Genomic DNA, 14,655 nt, shown 5'->3' with positions numbered 1-14,655 from the left:
TTGGAGAGCAAAACGAAGACTTCCGCGGAAAGGGAAGTCTTGCACGGAAATCAACAGCGGTGTAAAAAGTGATGTATATTAAGCTCCTTTAACGCATTTATTAATTTTAAATAAACTATGTTCTAAATAATCAATATAAAACAAAAGGATAAGCCTCTAGAACCAGTTAAATGTTACAAATGAAATAATCTATTATAAATGTGTATAAAAGCACCGTCATATACCTAAATATGTATGTTTTTGAAGAGTAAATGTGATTAATTTACTAATTTAAAAGGAAGAATCTTTATTTTAACTGTAACTAAACTATCAAACTATTGACATGTTACTGAAATATAACTGTAATATTCATGTGTTATTTTTTATGTATTGGTAGATAAAGGGGAAATCAATTACATGAAAAAGACAATGATTACGTTCAGTTTAGTTCTAATGTCACTGTTCGGAGTGGCAAGTGGTGCATCAGCTGCAACAAATACATATACAGTAAAAAGCGGAGATTCGCTATACAAAATTGCAAAGACATATAAAGTATCGGTTAGTCAGCTGAAACAGTGGAATAACTTAAAGTCAGACAGCATTCATCCGAAACAAGTATTAAAAGTATCTCAAGTAAAATCAAGCACGCCTGCTAAAGCAGCGCCTGCGAAGTCTTCAAACGTTGTGAAAGAATTTAAGGTAACAGCAACAGCGTACACAGCGAACTGCAAAGGCTGCAGCGGAAAAACGGCGATTGGAATCGATTTAAAAAAGAATCCAAATCAAAAAGTGATTTCTGTTGATCCAAAAGTGATTAAGCTTGGTTCAAAAGTATACGTAGAAGGTTATGGTACGGCAATCGCAGCTGATACAGGCGGCGCGATTAAAGGAAATAAAATTGATGTTCTTCTTCCTTCTCAAAAAGAAGCGTTAAAATGGGGAAGAAAAACGGTAAAAGTTCAAATCTTAAAATAAGTATTTCTTAAGGAAATGAGAGCCTTCGTTGAAAGGCTCTCATTTTTTTCTTCATTAAAGGGCATGCTACTTTATATATACTGATGGAAAAGTTTTACGAAAATGATCATATTTGTTGACAAATATTTCGGAAACGGATATATTTATCCGGTATATAATTAAGTTCATTAAATATTCGTGACATAAATTAATAGAATGAACACATAAAATATATTCTTAACCTGTTTGTCATCTGAAGATTTACATACAGATAATTTTAAAAGGGAAAGGTCTTGTTAAAATGAATACACAAACACAACAGTCCGATCAAGCCCGAACTCGGTCTATTTTTGGCGTAATGATAATGGGAGCGCTCGTCGCTTTTTTAAATCAAACGCTCATTAACATCGCGCTTCCGCAAATGATGGATCACTTCCATGTAACGGCGGCTACGGGCAACTGGTTAACGACCATCTTTATGTTAGTAAACGGAATTGTTATTCCAATTACAGCATTTTTAATGAATCGATTTACGACAAGGCAGCTGTATATTACAGCAATGGGTCTGTTTACAGTAGGAACACTCCTTTGCGGTATCGCACCGACATTTTCTGTTATTTTAGTGGGACGCGTCGTGCAAGCTGCAGGAGCAGGAATTTTATTTCCGTTAATTACAAATGTTATTTTTACGTTATTCCCGCCTGACCGCCGCGGCTTTGCGATGGGGATTTTTGGGGTAGCAATGAACTTTGCACCGGCAGTAGGGCCGACGCTTTCTGGCTTAATTGTTGAGCACTACTCATGGCGCGTTTTATTCTTTATGATGTTTCCAATTGCACTTATTAACGTAATTGCGGCAATTATTTTAGTGAAAAACGTGACGGAAACAAGCCGACCGAAGCTAGACGTGCTTGGCGTTATTTTATCAACAGTTGGATTTGGCGGCTTGCTGTATGCGTTCGCTACGGGCGGTACAAAGGGCTGGACCAGCACTGAAGTATTAGCTATGTTCATTGTAGGCGGTATTTCAATTCTGTTCTTTATTTTCCGTCAGTTAAAAATCGATCAGCCGCTTCTTGAATTCCGTATTTTCCGTTACCGTATGTTCACATTAACAACAATCATTAACGTGATTGTGACAATGGCAATGTTTTCAGGTATGATTTTAATGCCGATTTATATGCAAAACGTACGGGGCTTCTCACCGTTTCTTTCAGGCTTGCTGTTACTGCCAGGAGGAATTGTAATGGGGATTATGTCTCCGATTACAGGACGGCTGTTTGATAAGTTCGGCGCAAGATGGCTTGCTGTTATTGGTTTAGCGATTACCGTTGTGACAACATATGAATTAACAAAACTTGAAACGACAACAACATTTATGTATGTGATGATTGTTTATACTGTTCGTATGTTTGGTATGTCGCTGCTCATGATGCCAATCTTTACAGCAGGATTAAATGAGCTTGCGCTTAGCTTAAATAAATACGGCACGGCGATGGTTAATACGCTTCGAATGGTTGCTGGAGCTGTAGGAATGGCGTTCTTTGTATCTATTATGATGAATCAAGGTGAAAAACACGTGAAAAACATCGTCACGAATCAGCAAATTTTGCCAACAGATAAAGGCAGTATGGCTGAAGCTGTGAATCAAGGTACAGCAATGGGTATTAACGATGCGTTTATGATTGCAACGATTTTAAGTGTGATCGCGTTTGTTTTAGCCTTCTTTATTCGTAAAACATCACCAAAAGAAGATACCATTACAAATCGTGTAAAAAAAGCAAGCTAATAAAAAATCCGTGCCTTTTGGTACGGATTTTTTTATGAGTTAACTTTGTCTTTTTTATAGTCAATATAAAGCGATCCGTCGGACTGAACCTCAGCGTAAAAGACGTCATCAATTGAGTTGACTCCCGCTTTTTCTAGCTGTTTATGCAGCCAGTTGTTATCTACGTGCAGGTCCTTCAAAGCATCTTCATTCGCTTTTCCGTCGTAAATAACGCCTGTTGAAGTGGGAAATAAAAGCGTTTTTGACCACGAATTCGGCTTTTTATCTTGTTTTTGCATAACGGAAAGGTTTCCGTTGATTTCTAATATGGCGTATTCGACATCTTTTATGGAAAATACGTTTTGCTGCCTCAGCATGCCTAAAAGAGATTCAATATCTAGCCGGACTTGTTTTAACGCCTTTTCCATCACTTTCCCTTGCTTAATCACAATTTTGGGCTCACCGGTAATAAGATGCCGCGCTTTTTTCGATTTCATTCCAAGATAGCCCATAGCGATCGTTAAAAATGTCCATCCTAGCAGAGAATACACTCCTTTATCAATCTCTACTCGCTTATCAGTGGAGAGGGAAGAAGCGATATTACCAATCGTAATCGCCGTAATGAATGTAAATACATTTAACTGGCTGATTTCTGTTTTTCCCATGAGCCGCGTTAAAAGAAGCAGCACAAAAAATGAACAGGCGATTCGAAACGTCGATTCAGCATAGCCCATACATTTCACCCTTCCTTCATTTCATTGTTTTATGTTGTGAAAAAATAGAAATTTTATGCAGTTAAAAGGATAAATTCCATGCTTGTCTCCCAATCGCTTTTGCTTTTGCGCTACAATAAAGAAGCAACGTGTTTAACTAGACAAAAGAAGGTGAAAAGATGAAACCATTTAAAGCATCCGCATTATTAGATGTCATCAGTGAATTGTTCTCCGATGAAGCGTCGATTGCCGTTTCAGATCTAGAAACGTACGTGTATTACCGAGCAAGCAAACGAATTAACTTAAAAATCAGCCCTGGAGATCAAATAAAAAAAGGAACGATTACATATAAAGCATTAGAACGAAAGCAAAAAGTGTCGGAATTTATTCACCGAGACGTATTTGGCACACCTTACTATGGTATGGCCGTGCCCTTTTTAGATGAAGGAGATGTTCAAGGATGCGTAACGGCGATTTTTCCCGCGTTAACGAGCGGAAAGTCAGTTGTGACGTTAAAGGTGAACGAGGGATGGATACCGGTTCCTTTCTCAAAAATCATCTACGTAGAAGCGCGTGACCGAAAAACCTATGTGTACGCCCAGAAGTATACAGGTACGCATAAATACACGTTAAATGAATTTGATTATGTGCTTCCAAAAGAAGAGTTTGTGCGCTGTCATCGTTCCTTTATCGTCAATGTGACGCAAATTCAAGAAATTTACCCTGATACACATTCAACCTTTCTGTTAGTGATGAATAACGGAGAAAAAATTCCGGTCAGTCAGTCGTACGCCAGTTATTTTCGAAAGCTGCTTGGGTTTTAACCGTCATTTAGCTTAATTATCATCAAATATGCTGTTTTGTCGCTATTTTTGTCCATTTCATTCCAAAAACTCTTGTGGACGCTCCCTTTACAGTAAAATGGTAAAAAGAGAAAAAACAAGGAGTGAACAGAATGGAAAACGTTTGCAGTCGAATTAAGCATGAAGCACTACAGAATCGCGTTGTCTCTGCTGAAGAAGCAGCGTCTTGGATTCAAGATGGAATGACGCTTGGTTTAAGCGGCTTTACGCGTGCGGGAGATGTTAAGGCTGTGCCGTTTGCGCTAGCGAAACGAGCAGAAACAGAATCGATAAAAGTCAGCGTGTATACCGGTGCTTCACTTGGGTCAGATGTGGATAAGCTATTTGCAGAAAAAGGTATGTTAAACAAACGCCTGCCGTTTCAAGCTGATCCGACGATGCGTAAAAAGATTAATGAAGGTGAATTTCAGTTTATCGACCAGCATTTATCGCATACTTCTGAATGGGTGCGTTCAGGCGTGTTAGATTCAATAGATTTCGCTATTTTGGAAGCGGTTTCTATTACGGATGACGGAATGATGATTCCAACAACGTCAATCGGCAATTCGATGGTGTTTGCCGAGCATGCAAAATCGATTATTATTGAAATTAACACAGCACAGCCAGAGCTGTTAGAAGGCATTCACGATCTGTATGATCCAGGCGTTCAAGGACAGCGAGATGTGATTCCTTTAAAAAAATCTGATGACCGGATTGGTTCGTTAGGCATACCAATTGATTTAGATAAAGTAAAGGGCATTGTGTTTACAAATCAGCTAGATTCACCGTCTACGATTGTAGCACCTGACGAAGAAACGGTTGTGATGGCTCAAAATTTGATTTCATTTTTACGTGAAGAAATTAAAGAAGGGCGATTAACCGAATCGCTTGCTCCTTTACAATCTGGAATTGGATCTGTGGCAAATGCCGTTTTCCACGGTTTGTTAGATTCAGAGTTTCATAATTTAGAGGTGTATTCAGAAGTATTGCAAGATGCTGTGTTTGATTTATTTGACGCAGGAAAAGTTACGTTTGCTTCCTGCTGCTCAATTACGCTTTCAGCAGATAAAATGAAACAAGTTTTCTCTAATTTTGAAGCCTATCGAGATAAGCTCATTCTTCGCCCGCAGGAAATTTCAAACCATCCCGAAATCATTCGTCGCTTAGGCCTGATTTCTATTAACACTGCGCTAGAGCTAGACATTTACGGAAACGTCAATTCCACGCATGTGCTGGGAACAAAAATGATGAATGGCATCGGAGGCTCAGGAGATTTTGCCCGAAATGCGCGTCTCGGTATTTTTGTAACAAAATCCATTGCTAAAAACGGTGATATTTCAAGCATAGTGCCATTTGTTTCGCACGTTGATCATACGGAACACGATGTGGATGTGATTGTAACAGAGCAAGGATATGCGGACTTACGCGGACTCGCTCCAAGAGAACGGGCAAAATGCATTATTGAAAATTGTGCCCACCCAATGTATCGCGATCAGCTTATGGCGTATTACGAAGAAGCGCTCACGCGAGGCGGACAAACACCGCACGTTCTTGAAAAAGCCTTTTCTTTTCATACATCTTATCAAAAAAATGGAACGATGCGAGAAGTTGTAGCGCAAACAAATTGAAAAAACGCTTTGTCTCCTTAGGAGACAAAGCGTTTTTTGCTGAGTAAGAAACTTGTGTTTGTTATCTCGTTGAATTACGATGAAAGGGAATACATAAAGAAAACGAGGTAACTTATCTATGAAAGCATTAGTGTTTGAAAGATTTGGAGGACCTGACGTTCTTCACTATCAAGATATACCGAACCCCTCTATTGGTCCAACAGACGTACTAGTAAGAACAAAAGCAATTGGACTTAATTTTGCTGATGTGTACCGAAGAAAAGGAAACTACCACTTAACGGGTACACCTCCGTATATTTTAGGATATGAAGGAGCAGGTGTGGTAGAAGAAGTAGGAGCAGAAGTAAGTCATGTTAACGTAGGAGGCCGTATTGCGTTTGCTGACGTTCCTTTTGCAAATGCAGAGCTTGTTGCCGTGCCACAAGATAAAATCATTGCCGTACCTGATGATATTTCGTTTGACGCAGCTGCTTCTGTGCTTTTACAAGGGTTAACGGCGCACTATTTAACACAAGACAGCTACAGCATTCAGCCCGGCGATTATGTACTTGTTCACGCAGCTGCTGGAGGCGTAGGTCAGCTTTTAGTTCAAATTGCCAAGCTATTAGGCGGACAAGTCATTGGCTTAACGTCATCTTCTGAAAAAGCAAAAGCAGCGGCTCAAGCAGGTGCTGACTATGTCTTTTTATACGAAGATAACTGGGTGGAACAAGTGAAAGAAGTAACGAAGCGAGGCGCAGATGTTGCCTATGAATCTGTAGGAGTTACGCTAGAAAAAAGCTTTGAAGCCGTAAAAACAGGCGGAACCGTGGTATTTTACGGAATGGCAGGAGGCGATCCGGCCCCGGTCGACCCGCGTATGCTGATGGATACCTCTAAAACGCTCACAGGCGGAGATCTGTGGAACGTACTTGTATCTTATGAAGAACGTAAAGTACGTTCCCAGCAGCTGTTTGAGTGGATCAGTAAAGGTCAGCTTGTGCTAACTGATCCCGTGGTGTTCGATTTAAAAGACGGAGCAAAAGCACATGAGCTGCTTGAAAGCCGGAAAAGTACAGGGAAAATTTTGTTAAGACCGTAAAAGAAAGGCCCTTTAGTCAAGGGCTTTTTTCTGTTAGTAAAGGAGAAACTAAGGAGCTGTCTAATATATATAGTAGATAAGTAGAGTGAAAGAGGTGAAGGTAGATGAAACATGCATTGATTACAGCGGGTCATAAAGGTATTGGCAAGAAGGTAACAGAACAGTTTTTAAAAAAGCAGTATTCCGTTACCGTCCATTTTCGCAGTGATAAAAATAAAGTGCGAGAACTGCAAGAAGAATGGCATCAATATAAAGACAACGTACAGTTCGTAGAAGGAGATATAACGAATAAAGCAGATATTGAACACGTCGTTGCACAGGCTATGGAGCGATTTGGACGTATTGATGTTTTAATTAATAATGCAGGTCCGTATGTATTTGAAAGAAAAAAATTAATAGAGTACACAGACAGTGAATGGTATGAAATGCTGGAAGGGAATTTAAGCTCCGTTTTTCACTTTGTAAAAGCGGTTGTTCCTATTATGAAAAAGCAGCAGTTTGGAAGGATTATTACATACGGTTTTCAAGATGTAGAGTACACCCCTGGATGGATGTACCGCGCGGCTTTTAGTGCCGCTAAGTCAGGGCTAGCTTCTCTGACCAAATCGCTTGCTCTAGAAGTAGCCGAATACGGGATTACGGTCAATATGGTCTGTCCCGGAGATATTGTAGGGGACATGAAAGAAAGTGATATTATAAAAGCAAGATTACTAGAAGACAAGGAAACGCCTGTGGGCCGATCAGGTACGGGAGAAGACATTGCGCGTATTATTGAGTTTCTTTGTGATGAAAACTCAGATATGATTACAGGCAGCATTATATCCGCTTCGGGTGGAGTAGACGTTGTTCATAAAAGTAAAAAAACAAGCCCCTGACATTGACGCAGGGGCTTGTACGTTACAGCAGCGATTCTCCGCCGTCGATAAACATTTCACTTCCGGTAATATGTTTGGACGCGTCAGAAGCTAAAAAGAAGATTAAATCTGCTACTTCTTCGGGCTTAGCTGAGCGTTTAGCAAGCGGCTGATTGCCATTTGGATATTCAATTGGAATCGCCACTTCTTTTAATTTGTCTTCTTGACGGAATGTATTGCTTTCAATATTTGTATCAACTGCTCCTGGACAAATGACGTTTACCCGTATTCCGTATGTAGAAAGTTCAAGAGCTGCCATTTTGCCGAACGCCATTTGGCCAGCCTTTGAGGAACTGTATGCGCTCATGCCGATATTTGAAAATGTACGGTTGCCGTTAATTGAGCTAGTAATAATAATGCTTCCTCCCTGAGCTTTCAAATAAGGAATAGAATGCTTCACGGTTAAAAAAGTACTTGTTAAATTTGTATCAATTGTTTTTGTCCAATCTTCTGGTGATAGTTCTTCAATAGAAGAGAACGTACCGTTGATGCCTGCGTTAATAGAAACAATATGTAATTGACTCCATAGGCTGCTGATCGTTTCGATACTCTCTTTTATACTTTCAGAGTCGGAGACGTCTGTTTTAATGGCTATACACTCTCCGCCGCTCGACATGATGGTCTCTTTTACTTCATGTAATTTTTCTTCGTCTAAATCTAAAAGAGCAACGCGCGCTCCTTGTTCAGCTAATGTAATGGCTGAAGCACGTCCAATTCCAGACGCCGCTCCCGTCACGAGCGCAACTTTTCCAGTTAATGCAATCATTTGTAACCCCTCCATATAAAAATGTTGTTTCCTTTCTTTAGCCTATACGGAGGAAATAAAAACCTCTTTTAAAATATTTGTGTTTAAATTTGCTAAAAGATGCCAAAAGGAAAAGAGAAAACAGCGGCGAATTATTAATATGACGTCAGAACATGAAAAAGCTAATGTCAAATGAGACTACTTGAGTAGCTAAAGATATAGCCTGTCTTTTCAGAAGAATGTTTATATAAAATTTTACATCAGAGGGACTTGCAAATCGTTCCTTGAAAGCTTACACTAGTAAAGCACAGAAAAAGGACGGTGTTTTATGAAGAAGAAAAATAATGTGATTCCATTCCCGCAAAGAAGGGAAGCGGCTGCTTATGTTCCCGCTTCTATTAGTTTAGATAAGGATATTGTGGAGTTTTTAGAAATTATGAATTTTGAAGATCGCAATGATTTTTTAAATGAAATGATTGATTCATTTTTTAAATATGTAAAAGGTGAAGAAGACGAAGTAAGATAAAAGGTAACGTTAAAGACATCCAACGAGATGTTTTTTATTTTGTGACCAATTGCTTAAAAGGCATGCTTAAGCCTCGTATAGTTATTTATGGTATAGTATACATTAGATACTATCTAGCAGGTGCAAATGCGAGGAGTGATAAGATGAGTGGATTTAAAAAAGACATTCGTGCCGGATCTGAAGAAACACACTCACTAGAACAATTAAAGCATGAAATGGAGCAAAGCCTGTGGAATTTAAGAAAAGATTTGCGAAATGAAAATCGCTCGGAAACGGAAATGGAAATGATTAAAATTTCGCTGCTGTCACTATTTGAGGAACAGGCAAATAAATTGAGTGAAACTGAGCTTTCTGACTACCTTGCTGATTACCACAAAAGAGTCGAGCAGTTATTCGACAGGTATAGCTATAAATAAGACAAGCATCCTTGCGGGGATGCTTGTTTTTATTTGAGCAAAATTCGCTTGTATTCATTGTGCTTCAGAGGTTTGGATACATATCCGTCGGCTTCTAGCTGATAAATAATGGTGGCAGCTGCATACACGCTAAAGGCATGATCAAGACCAAAGTAGTCTTGCAAAGCGGCGACGCTCACTACCTCTTGAAAGATTTTACTGCGATTCGATAAGACAATAGGGTAGACGTTTTTAACGACTTGCTTTGAAATTTCGAGTGTTAACATATTAAATCCCTCCCGTGTGAATGTACATAACTAAAGGTATTCAGCACGGTGTACATTCATGAAAAAGGGAGCGATTACATTTCTAAAAGATAAAGAAAAGAGGAGTAAATGCCCATAAAATCAAATGTTTTATCTCTTTATGGGGCATGTTTGAAAAACGCAGTATTTTTAGTGTATGACAAACATTTTCAAAAGTTCTATGGAATTATTAGGAGCAATTTAACTAAATCCACATATCTTAAAGTATAGCAAATGGAGGTGAAACACATGGGATACTACGGAGGTTACGGATACGGTTGTGGTTATGGCGGCGGTGGCTGCGGCGGCGGTTTCGCTTTAATCATTGTACTTTTCATCTTATTAATCATCATCGGCGCTTCTTGCTTCGGCGGCGGCTGGTGCTAATTATTAAAAAATGATGACGACGCAACATCCACACTTTATTTCTTCAACTATTTCTTCCACAAAAGGTCTCTTCGGGATGAAGAGACTTTTTTAGTTTATTATTTATAATAACGTGTACAAACTGCATGTTAAAAAGGTTTTATGCGTGGTTCTACATAAAAAAAAGACTCTGAAATCAGAGTCTTTTTCTACTTATGCTTTTTGAACGTTAGCAGCTTGAGGTCCGCGTTGACCTTCTTCAACGTCGAATGTTACAGCTTGACCTTCGTCTAAAGATTTGAATCCTTCGCTTTGGATTGCTGAGAAATGTACGAATACATCGTCGCCGTTTTCGCGCTCGATAAATCCGAAACCTTTTTCTGCGTTAAACCATTTTACTGTACCTTTTTCCATGAATGTTGCCTCCTCGTGTGCTATGCACACATTGTATTACTATCCTTGCTCATGATCAAAATCTTTAAGACGAAAGTATTCACCTATCGATTGTTGCCGAACAAAAATAATTCTTCTTATAGAATAGCAAAAGTTAATGATAATTGCAAGGAATGAAGAAAATTTAATGAAAGCGGTCATTCATTTAATGAAAGAAAACGAAAATTATACGAGTGAAAATAAGTAAGAAAGAGCGTATCAGGTCACACTATCTCTATATATAAGAAGAAAGGGGTCAGTCATATGTTTAAACAAAAAGCAGGGGAAAAACTGATTGAACTGTTAATTGAATGGGGCGTTGATCATATTTACGGCATGCCAGGAGACTCCATTAATTCAATTATTGAACCGCTTCGCAAAGCCCAGGATAAAATTAAATTTATTCAAGTGAGGCATGAAGAAGCGGGAGCTCTCGCAGCGGCTGCATATGCCAAGCTAACCGGTAAAATCGGTGTATGCACGGCTATTGCCGGACCGGGAGCGATTCATTTACTGAATGGTTTGTATGATGCAAAGTTAGACAAAGCTCCCGTGTTAGCACTTACAGGGCAAGTGGAGTCCGATCTCATCGGAAGCGATGCGTTTCAAGAAATTAATTTAGAGCGAATGTTCGATGACGTGGCTGTATATAATCAGCGAATCATGTCCGCTGAACAGCTTCCCACTGTTGTTAATCAAGCGATTCGAACAGCTTATGCTAAAAAAGGTGTAGCTGTGTTAACTATTCCTGATGATATCCCTCGTTTTGAAGTCGGATCAGAAGCACGAGAAACATCAAGCATAATCGTTAAACAAGACGTCTTTCCTCACAGAGAAGACCTTGAAAAAGCAAAAGATTTGATTGGTAAAGCAGAAAGTCCGGTTATTTTAGCCGGTCGAGGCACACATGAAATGAGAGAAGAACTGCTTGCGTTTGCAGAAAAAATCGCAGCACCTATTGTTCTTACGCTTCCTGGAAAAGGCGCCATACCGGATGAACATCCATATTGTCTTGGAGGACTTGGATTAATCGGTACAAAGCCAGCGTATGAAGCGATGCAAGAAGCGGATACGCTCATCATGATTGGAACGTCCTATCCGTTTACAGGCTTTTTGCCAGACCATGCGAAAACGATTCATATTGATATTGATCCCGCACAAATTGGCAAAAGGTACCCTGTAGATGCAGGGCTTGCAGGAGAAGCAAAAACAACCATTCAGTGGTTCTTAGAAAACGTTGGCCGCTCAGAGCATCGCCAGTTTTTAGAGCAAAGTCAAGAACGTATGAAAAAGTGGTGGAGTCAGCTTGATACCCAAGAAGCAAAAGAAAGCCTACCTATCAAGCCACAGCGAGTGATTCGAGCGCTTCAGCACGTAGCGGCTGATAACGCGGTCTTGTCCGTAGATGTAGGAAACGTCACAGTATGGATGGCGCGTCATTTTCGTATGACAAATCAGCAGTTTGTGATTTCAAGCTGGCTAGCAACTCTTGGATGCGGGCTGCCGGGCGCACTTGCTGGAAAAATTGCTTATCCCGAGAAGCAGGTATTTGCGGTCTGTGGAGACGGCGGCTTTGCGATGACGATGGCAGATTTTATTACAGCTGTTAAATACAATCTTCCGCTAGTTGTGGTGCTATTTAATAACCATAAAATCGGTATGATTAAATTTGAACAAGAAGTAATGGGAAATGCTGAATTCGGCACAGACTTAACAAATCCGAACTTTGCCAGGTATGCAGATATTTGCGGAGGTGTTGGCTACCGAGTGGAAAAAGAAGAAGAGCTGCTGCCGGCTTTTGAAAGTGCTGTTAGGCAAAACAAGCCGTGTATTATCGATGTAATCGTTGATGCAAACGAAGCGCCTATGCCAGCTAAGATTACGCTAGGACAAGCAACGGGTTATGCCAAGCATATGGTGAAAGAATTGTTTCAAGAAGGCAAGCTAGATTTACCGCCTCTATAAAAAATAGGCTGTGACAAAAGTACTTTAGTAAAGATCCGAACGATGAATCGAGACTCTTAATAGAGAATCAACTTCGTTTGGGTTTTTTTTATTGGCATGGTTAATGTAGTTTTCATGTATTTCGTTGCTTCTAGCAGTTGATTGGAGAGCAAGGCGAAGACTCCTGCGGGAAAAGCGGAATAGGTGAGACCCCGCAGGAGCGTATGCGACGAGGAGGCTCACCGGCCGCCCGCGGAAAGCGAAGTCTTGCACGGAAATCAACTGCGGTGTACCAAGCAACCCATATGAGCTCATGTATCACATTTGTTCGTCTTCAGATTGGACTGGTGTGGTTATGTCTCAATCTCTTTTTTATGGTGAAATTCATTCAATATGATTAACTATAAAATTATTATGTAAACTAAAATATTTAAAAATGAAAAATAGCTACTATTATAATTTTTGATGAAGTGGATGAGCAAAAAAACACCGAATTGGATGGTCTTTTTTTATAAAACTGCTTTAAGATAAGAGAGATAAAGGATAAACTACTAATAAGAAAGTTTAAATGTAAGGACTGACGCCGCATGAACTGGAGACCAGATCGCGCTAGCAAAAAAGCGATTTATAAACAAATTGCAGAATATATTGAAAGCTGTATTTCATCGGGAGCGTTTCCGCCGGATTCTATGCTGCCATCAGAACGAACGCTTGCTGCTGAGCTAAACGTGAACAGAAGCACGGTAGTAGCTGCTTATGAAGAACTGCAGGCACTTGGAATCGTAGAACGTAAAAAAGGAAGCGGCACGCGAGTTAGTTCAAGCATCTGGGGAATTTCCCGTAAACGTATTCCAAACTGGGGGAGATATGTAGAAGACGGTTCATTTTTGCCTAATTTACCGCTCGTACAGCGAATAAGAAGCGAAGCTTTGCGAACAGATTTTGTAAACTTAGCCAGCGGAGAATTAGCTCCTAGCTTATTTCCAAGTGAAGATTTTCAGCGAATATTAGCGGGCATGCCGTTTAATGAGCATTTAGGCTATGATCATCCTCACGGCAATGAACGTCTGCGTGACGCTATTGCTGCTCATGTTCATGAGTACCGGAAAATCTCCACCGATGCTAATTCTATTTTAATCACATCAGGTGCACAGCAAGCACTTCATTTGATTGTTCAGTGTTTGTTAAAACCAGGAGATGCAGTAGCGATTGAAGATCCGTCCTATAGCTATTCACTGCCGCTTTTTCAATCAGCAGGTTTACGAACGTTTTTGCTGCCTGTAGATAAAAATGGAGCCAACCCGGAGGACTTAGTAGAATTACATAAAAAGCATCGCATTCGTATGGTTTTTTTAAATCCGTATTATCAAAACCCGACTGGTATTGTGTTATCAGAAGCGCGCCGAAAGCGGTTTTTAGAGCTTTCTTCAGAATACGGCATTCCGCTTATTGAAGATGATCCTTATTCACTCACGGCATTTGACGGAAATGTACATCAAACGCTGAAATCGATGGACGAGAACGGAAATGTCCTTTATATCAGCTCGCTTTCTAAAATTGTGGCATCGGGCCTTCGAATTGGCTGGATAGTAGGGCCAGAGCAAGTGATTCAGCGCCTGGCAGACGCTAAGCAGCAAATTGACTTTGGCCACAGCATCTTTCCGCAGTGGATTGCTTATCAATTCTTAGATTCTCCTACGTTTTCTTCACATATTGAAAAGCTTAGACAAGAGCTCAAAAAGCAAGAGTATGCCCTGTCGTCGAGTCTGAACGAATTGCTCGGATCAAAAGTATCTTTCGATTCACCTCAAGGCGGGATTCACTTATGGTGCAAAGTAAATCAGCCGGTCGATGACTATCGACTATTGGAAGAATCGCTTAAAAGAGGAGTGGCTTTTGTACCAGGAAGCGTGCTGAGTTCTCAAAGCGGAGCTATTCGCTTTACGTTTGGCAGAGGGGAAGAAGAGGTCATTCGAGAAGGAATCAAACGATTTGCAAGCGCCCTAGAGAGTCTGGAATAGCTATAAACATAGGTAAACGTACCGGATGAAAGTTTTATTTTA

16 protein-coding genes are annotated in these 14,655 nt (G+C 40.1%); 12 read left to right on the top strand and 4 right to left on the bottom strand.

Features of this window, described 5'->3' with window-relative positions; genetic code table 11:
• The first annotated feature begins 396 nt into the window (after positions 1 to 396).
• Both AC1D0Y_RS24350 and AC1D0Y_RS24345 read left to right on the top strand, forming a co-directional pair.
• Positions 397 to 954, top strand: coding sequence for a 3D domain-containing protein (locus tag AC1D0Y_RS24350; protein ID WP_014459735.1), 558 nt, complete (start codon positions 397 to 399; stop codon positions 952 to 954).
• Positions 955 to 1,234: 280 nt separating this feature from the next.
• Complete coding sequence (locus AC1D0Y_RS24345) at positions 1,235 to 2,722, top strand: DHA2 family efflux MFS transporter permease subunit (protein ID WP_050690644.1); 1,488 nt, start codon at positions 1,235 to 1,237, stop codon at positions 2,720 to 2,722.
• Positions 2,723 to 2,754: 32 nt separating this feature from the next.
• Here AC1D0Y_RS24345 and AC1D0Y_RS24340 read toward each other — a convergent pair whose 3' ends face one another.
• Positions 2,755 to 3,435, bottom strand: coding sequence for a DUF421 domain-containing protein (locus AC1D0Y_RS24340; RefSeq protein WP_098331817.1), 681 nt, complete (start codon positions 3,433 to 3,435; stop codon positions 2,755 to 2,757).
• Between the two features lie 158 nt (positions 3,436 to 3,593).
• Here AC1D0Y_RS24340 and AC1D0Y_RS24335 point away from each other — a divergent pair, with 158 nt between their 5' ends.
• The 4 genes from AC1D0Y_RS24335 to AC1D0Y_RS24320 all read left to right on the top strand — a co-directional run bounded on the left by AC1D0Y_RS24335 (position 3,594) and on the right by AC1D0Y_RS24320 (position 7,840).
• Positions 3,594 to 4,238 carry a LytTR family DNA-binding domain-containing protein gene (locus tag AC1D0Y_RS24335; protein ID WP_014459738.1) on the top strand — a complete coding sequence of 215 codons (645 nt, stop codon included), beginning with the start codon at positions 3,594 to 3,596 and terminating at the stop codon, positions 4,236 to 4,238.
• A gap of 131 nt (positions 4,239 to 4,369) precedes the next feature.
• Positions 4,370 to 5,884 carry an acetyl-CoA hydrolase/transferase family protein gene (locus AC1D0Y_RS24330; RefSeq protein ID WP_060746648.1) on the top strand — a complete coding sequence of 505 codons (1,515 nt, stop codon included), beginning with the start codon at positions 4,370 to 4,372 and terminating at the stop codon, positions 5,882 to 5,884.
• Positions 5,885 to 6,002: 118 nt separating this feature from the next.
• Positions 6,003 to 6,965 carry a quinone oxidoreductase family protein gene (locus AC1D0Y_RS24325; protein ID WP_060746649.1) on the top strand — a complete coding sequence of 321 codons (963 nt, stop codon included), beginning with the start codon at positions 6,003 to 6,005 and terminating at the stop codon, positions 6,963 to 6,965.
• Between the two features lie 104 nt (positions 6,966 to 7,069).
• Positions 7,070 to 7,840, top strand: a complete 771-nt coding sequence (locus tag AC1D0Y_RS24320) for an SDR family oxidoreductase (RefSeq protein ID WP_060746650.1) — start codon at positions 7,070 to 7,072, stop codon at positions 7,838 to 7,840.
• Positions 7,841 to 7,862: 22 nt separating this feature from the next.
• On the opposite strand, the gene AC1D0Y_RS24315 is transcribed toward AC1D0Y_RS24320, so the two are convergent.
• Entirely contained in the window at positions 7,863 to 8,645 is a 783-nt protein-coding gene (locus tag AC1D0Y_RS24315; protein WP_028408229.1) for an SDR family oxidoreductase, read from the bottom strand.
• Between the two features lie 307 nt (positions 8,646 to 8,952).
• On the opposite strand from AC1D0Y_RS24315, the gene AC1D0Y_RS24310 reads away from it, so the two are divergent.
• Together AC1D0Y_RS24310 and AC1D0Y_RS24305 are read left to right on the top strand one after the other, a co-directional pair.
• Positions 8,953 to 9,150, top strand: coding sequence for a hypothetical protein (locus tag AC1D0Y_RS24310; protein WP_013057412.1), 198 nt, complete (start codon positions 8,953 to 8,955; stop codon positions 9,148 to 9,150).
• 143 nt (positions 9,151 to 9,293) lie between these two features.
• Entirely contained in the window at positions 9,294 to 9,566 is a 273-nt protein-coding gene (locus AC1D0Y_RS24305; RefSeq protein WP_060746651.1) for a hypothetical protein, read from the top strand.
• A gap of 29 nt (positions 9,567 to 9,595) precedes the next feature.
• Here the strand turns inward: AC1D0Y_RS24305 and AC1D0Y_RS24300 are convergent, their stop codons facing one another.
• The gene (locus tag AC1D0Y_RS24300; protein ID WP_060746652.1) at positions 9,596 to 9,832 is read right to left on the bottom strand and encodes a hypothetical protein; all 237 of its coding nucleotides are present in this window, start codon (positions 9,830 to 9,832) and stop codon (positions 9,596 to 9,598) included.
• A 267-nt stretch (positions 9,833 to 10,099) separates the two neighbouring features.
• On the opposite strand from AC1D0Y_RS24300, the gene yjcZ reads away from it, so the two are divergent.
• Positions 10,100 to 10,237, top strand: coding sequence for a sporulation protein YjcZ (gene yjcZ / locus AC1D0Y_RS24295; RefSeq protein WP_013057409.1), 138 nt, complete (start codon positions 10,100 to 10,102; stop codon positions 10,235 to 10,237).
• A 192-nt stretch (positions 10,238 to 10,429) separates the two neighbouring features.
• On the opposite strand, the gene AC1D0Y_RS24290 is transcribed toward yjcZ, so the two are convergent.
• Complete coding sequence (locus AC1D0Y_RS24290) at positions 10,430 to 10,630, bottom strand: cold-shock protein (RefSeq protein ID WP_013057408.1); 201 nt, start codon at positions 10,628 to 10,630, stop codon at positions 10,430 to 10,432.
• A gap of 282 nt (positions 10,631 to 10,912) precedes the next feature.
• Between AC1D0Y_RS24290 and AC1D0Y_RS24285 the strand changes: the two genes are divergently transcribed.
• The 3 genes from AC1D0Y_RS24285 (at position 10,913) to pdxR (ending at position 14,613) form a co-directional block, all read left to right on the top strand.
• Positions 10,913 to 12,613, top strand: coding sequence for a pyruvate oxidase (locus AC1D0Y_RS24285; RefSeq protein WP_025751607.1), 1,701 nt, complete (start codon positions 10,913 to 10,915; stop codon positions 12,611 to 12,613).
• A gap of 137 nt (positions 12,614 to 12,750) precedes the next feature.
• Entirely contained in the window at positions 12,751 to 12,993 is a 243-nt protein-coding gene (locus AC1D0Y_RS24280) for a hypothetical protein (protein WP_081085286.1), read from the top strand.
• 186 nt (positions 12,994 to 13,179) lie between these two features.
• The gene (gene pdxR, locus AC1D0Y_RS24275; RefSeq protein ID WP_034651371.1) at positions 13,180 to 14,613 is read left to right on the top strand and encodes a MocR-like pyridoxine biosynthesis transcription factor PdxR; all 1,434 of its coding nucleotides are present in this window, start codon (positions 13,180 to 13,182) and stop codon (positions 14,611 to 14,613) included.
• Positions 14,614 to 14,655: the final 42 nt, after the last annotated feature.

Source organism: Priestia sp. P1_B12_1 (genome assembly GCF_056406695.1).
This window is presented reverse-complemented; position numbering and strand designations above follow the sequence as displayed.

Coding starts and splice junctions, on each gene's coding strand:
- yjcZ (WP_013057409.1), top strand. CDS start 10,100: ATGGGATACTACGGAGGTTACGGATACGGTTGTGGTTATGGCGGCGGT.
- pdxR (WP_034651371.1), top strand. CDS start 13,180: ATGAACTGGAGACCAGATCGCGCTAGCAAAAAAGCGATTTATAAACAA.
- AC1D0Y_RS24350 (WP_014459735.1), top strand. CDS start 397: ATGAAAAAGACAATGATTACGTTCAGTTTAGTTCTAATGTCACTGTTC.
- AC1D0Y_RS24315 (WP_028408229.1), bottom strand. CDS start 8,645: ATGATTGCATTAACTGGAAAAGTTGCGCTCGTGACGGGAGCGGCGTCT.
- AC1D0Y_RS24330 (WP_060746648.1), top strand. CDS start 4,370: ATGGAAAACGTTTGCAGTCGAATTAAGCATGAAGCACTACAGAATCGC.
- AC1D0Y_RS24310 (WP_013057412.1), top strand. CDS start 8,953: ATGAAGAAGAAAAATAATGTGATTCCATTCCCGCAAAGAAGGGAAGCG.
- AC1D0Y_RS24300 (WP_060746652.1), bottom strand. CDS start 9,832: ATGTTAACACTCGAAATTTCAAAGCAAGTCGTTAAAAACGTCTACCCT.
- AC1D0Y_RS24320 (WP_060746650.1), top strand. CDS start 7,070: ATGAAACATGCATTGATTACAGCGGGTCATAAAGGTATTGGCAAGAAG.
- AC1D0Y_RS24290 (WP_013057408.1), bottom strand. CDS start 10,630: ATGGAAAAAGGTACAGTAAAATGGTTTAACGCAGAAAAAGGTTTCGGA.
- AC1D0Y_RS24285 (WP_025751607.1), top strand. CDS start 10,913: ATGTTTAAACAAAAAGCAGGGGAAAAACTGATTGAACTGTTAATTGAA.
- AC1D0Y_RS24345 (WP_050690644.1), top strand. CDS start 1,235: ATGAATACACAAACACAACAGTCCGATCAAGCCCGAACTCGGTCTATT.
- AC1D0Y_RS24325 (WP_060746649.1), top strand. CDS start 6,003: ATGAAAGCATTAGTGTTTGAAAGATTTGGAGGACCTGACGTTCTTCAC.
- AC1D0Y_RS24340 (WP_098331817.1), bottom strand. CDS start 3,435: ATGGGCTATGCTGAATCGACGTTTCGAATCGCCTGTTCATTTTTTGTG.
- AC1D0Y_RS24305 (WP_060746651.1), top strand. CDS start 9,294: ATGAGTGGATTTAAAAAAGACATTCGTGCCGGATCTGAAGAAACACAC.
- AC1D0Y_RS24335 (WP_014459738.1), top strand. CDS start 3,594: ATGAAACCATTTAAAGCATCCGCATTATTAGATGTCATCAGTGAATTG.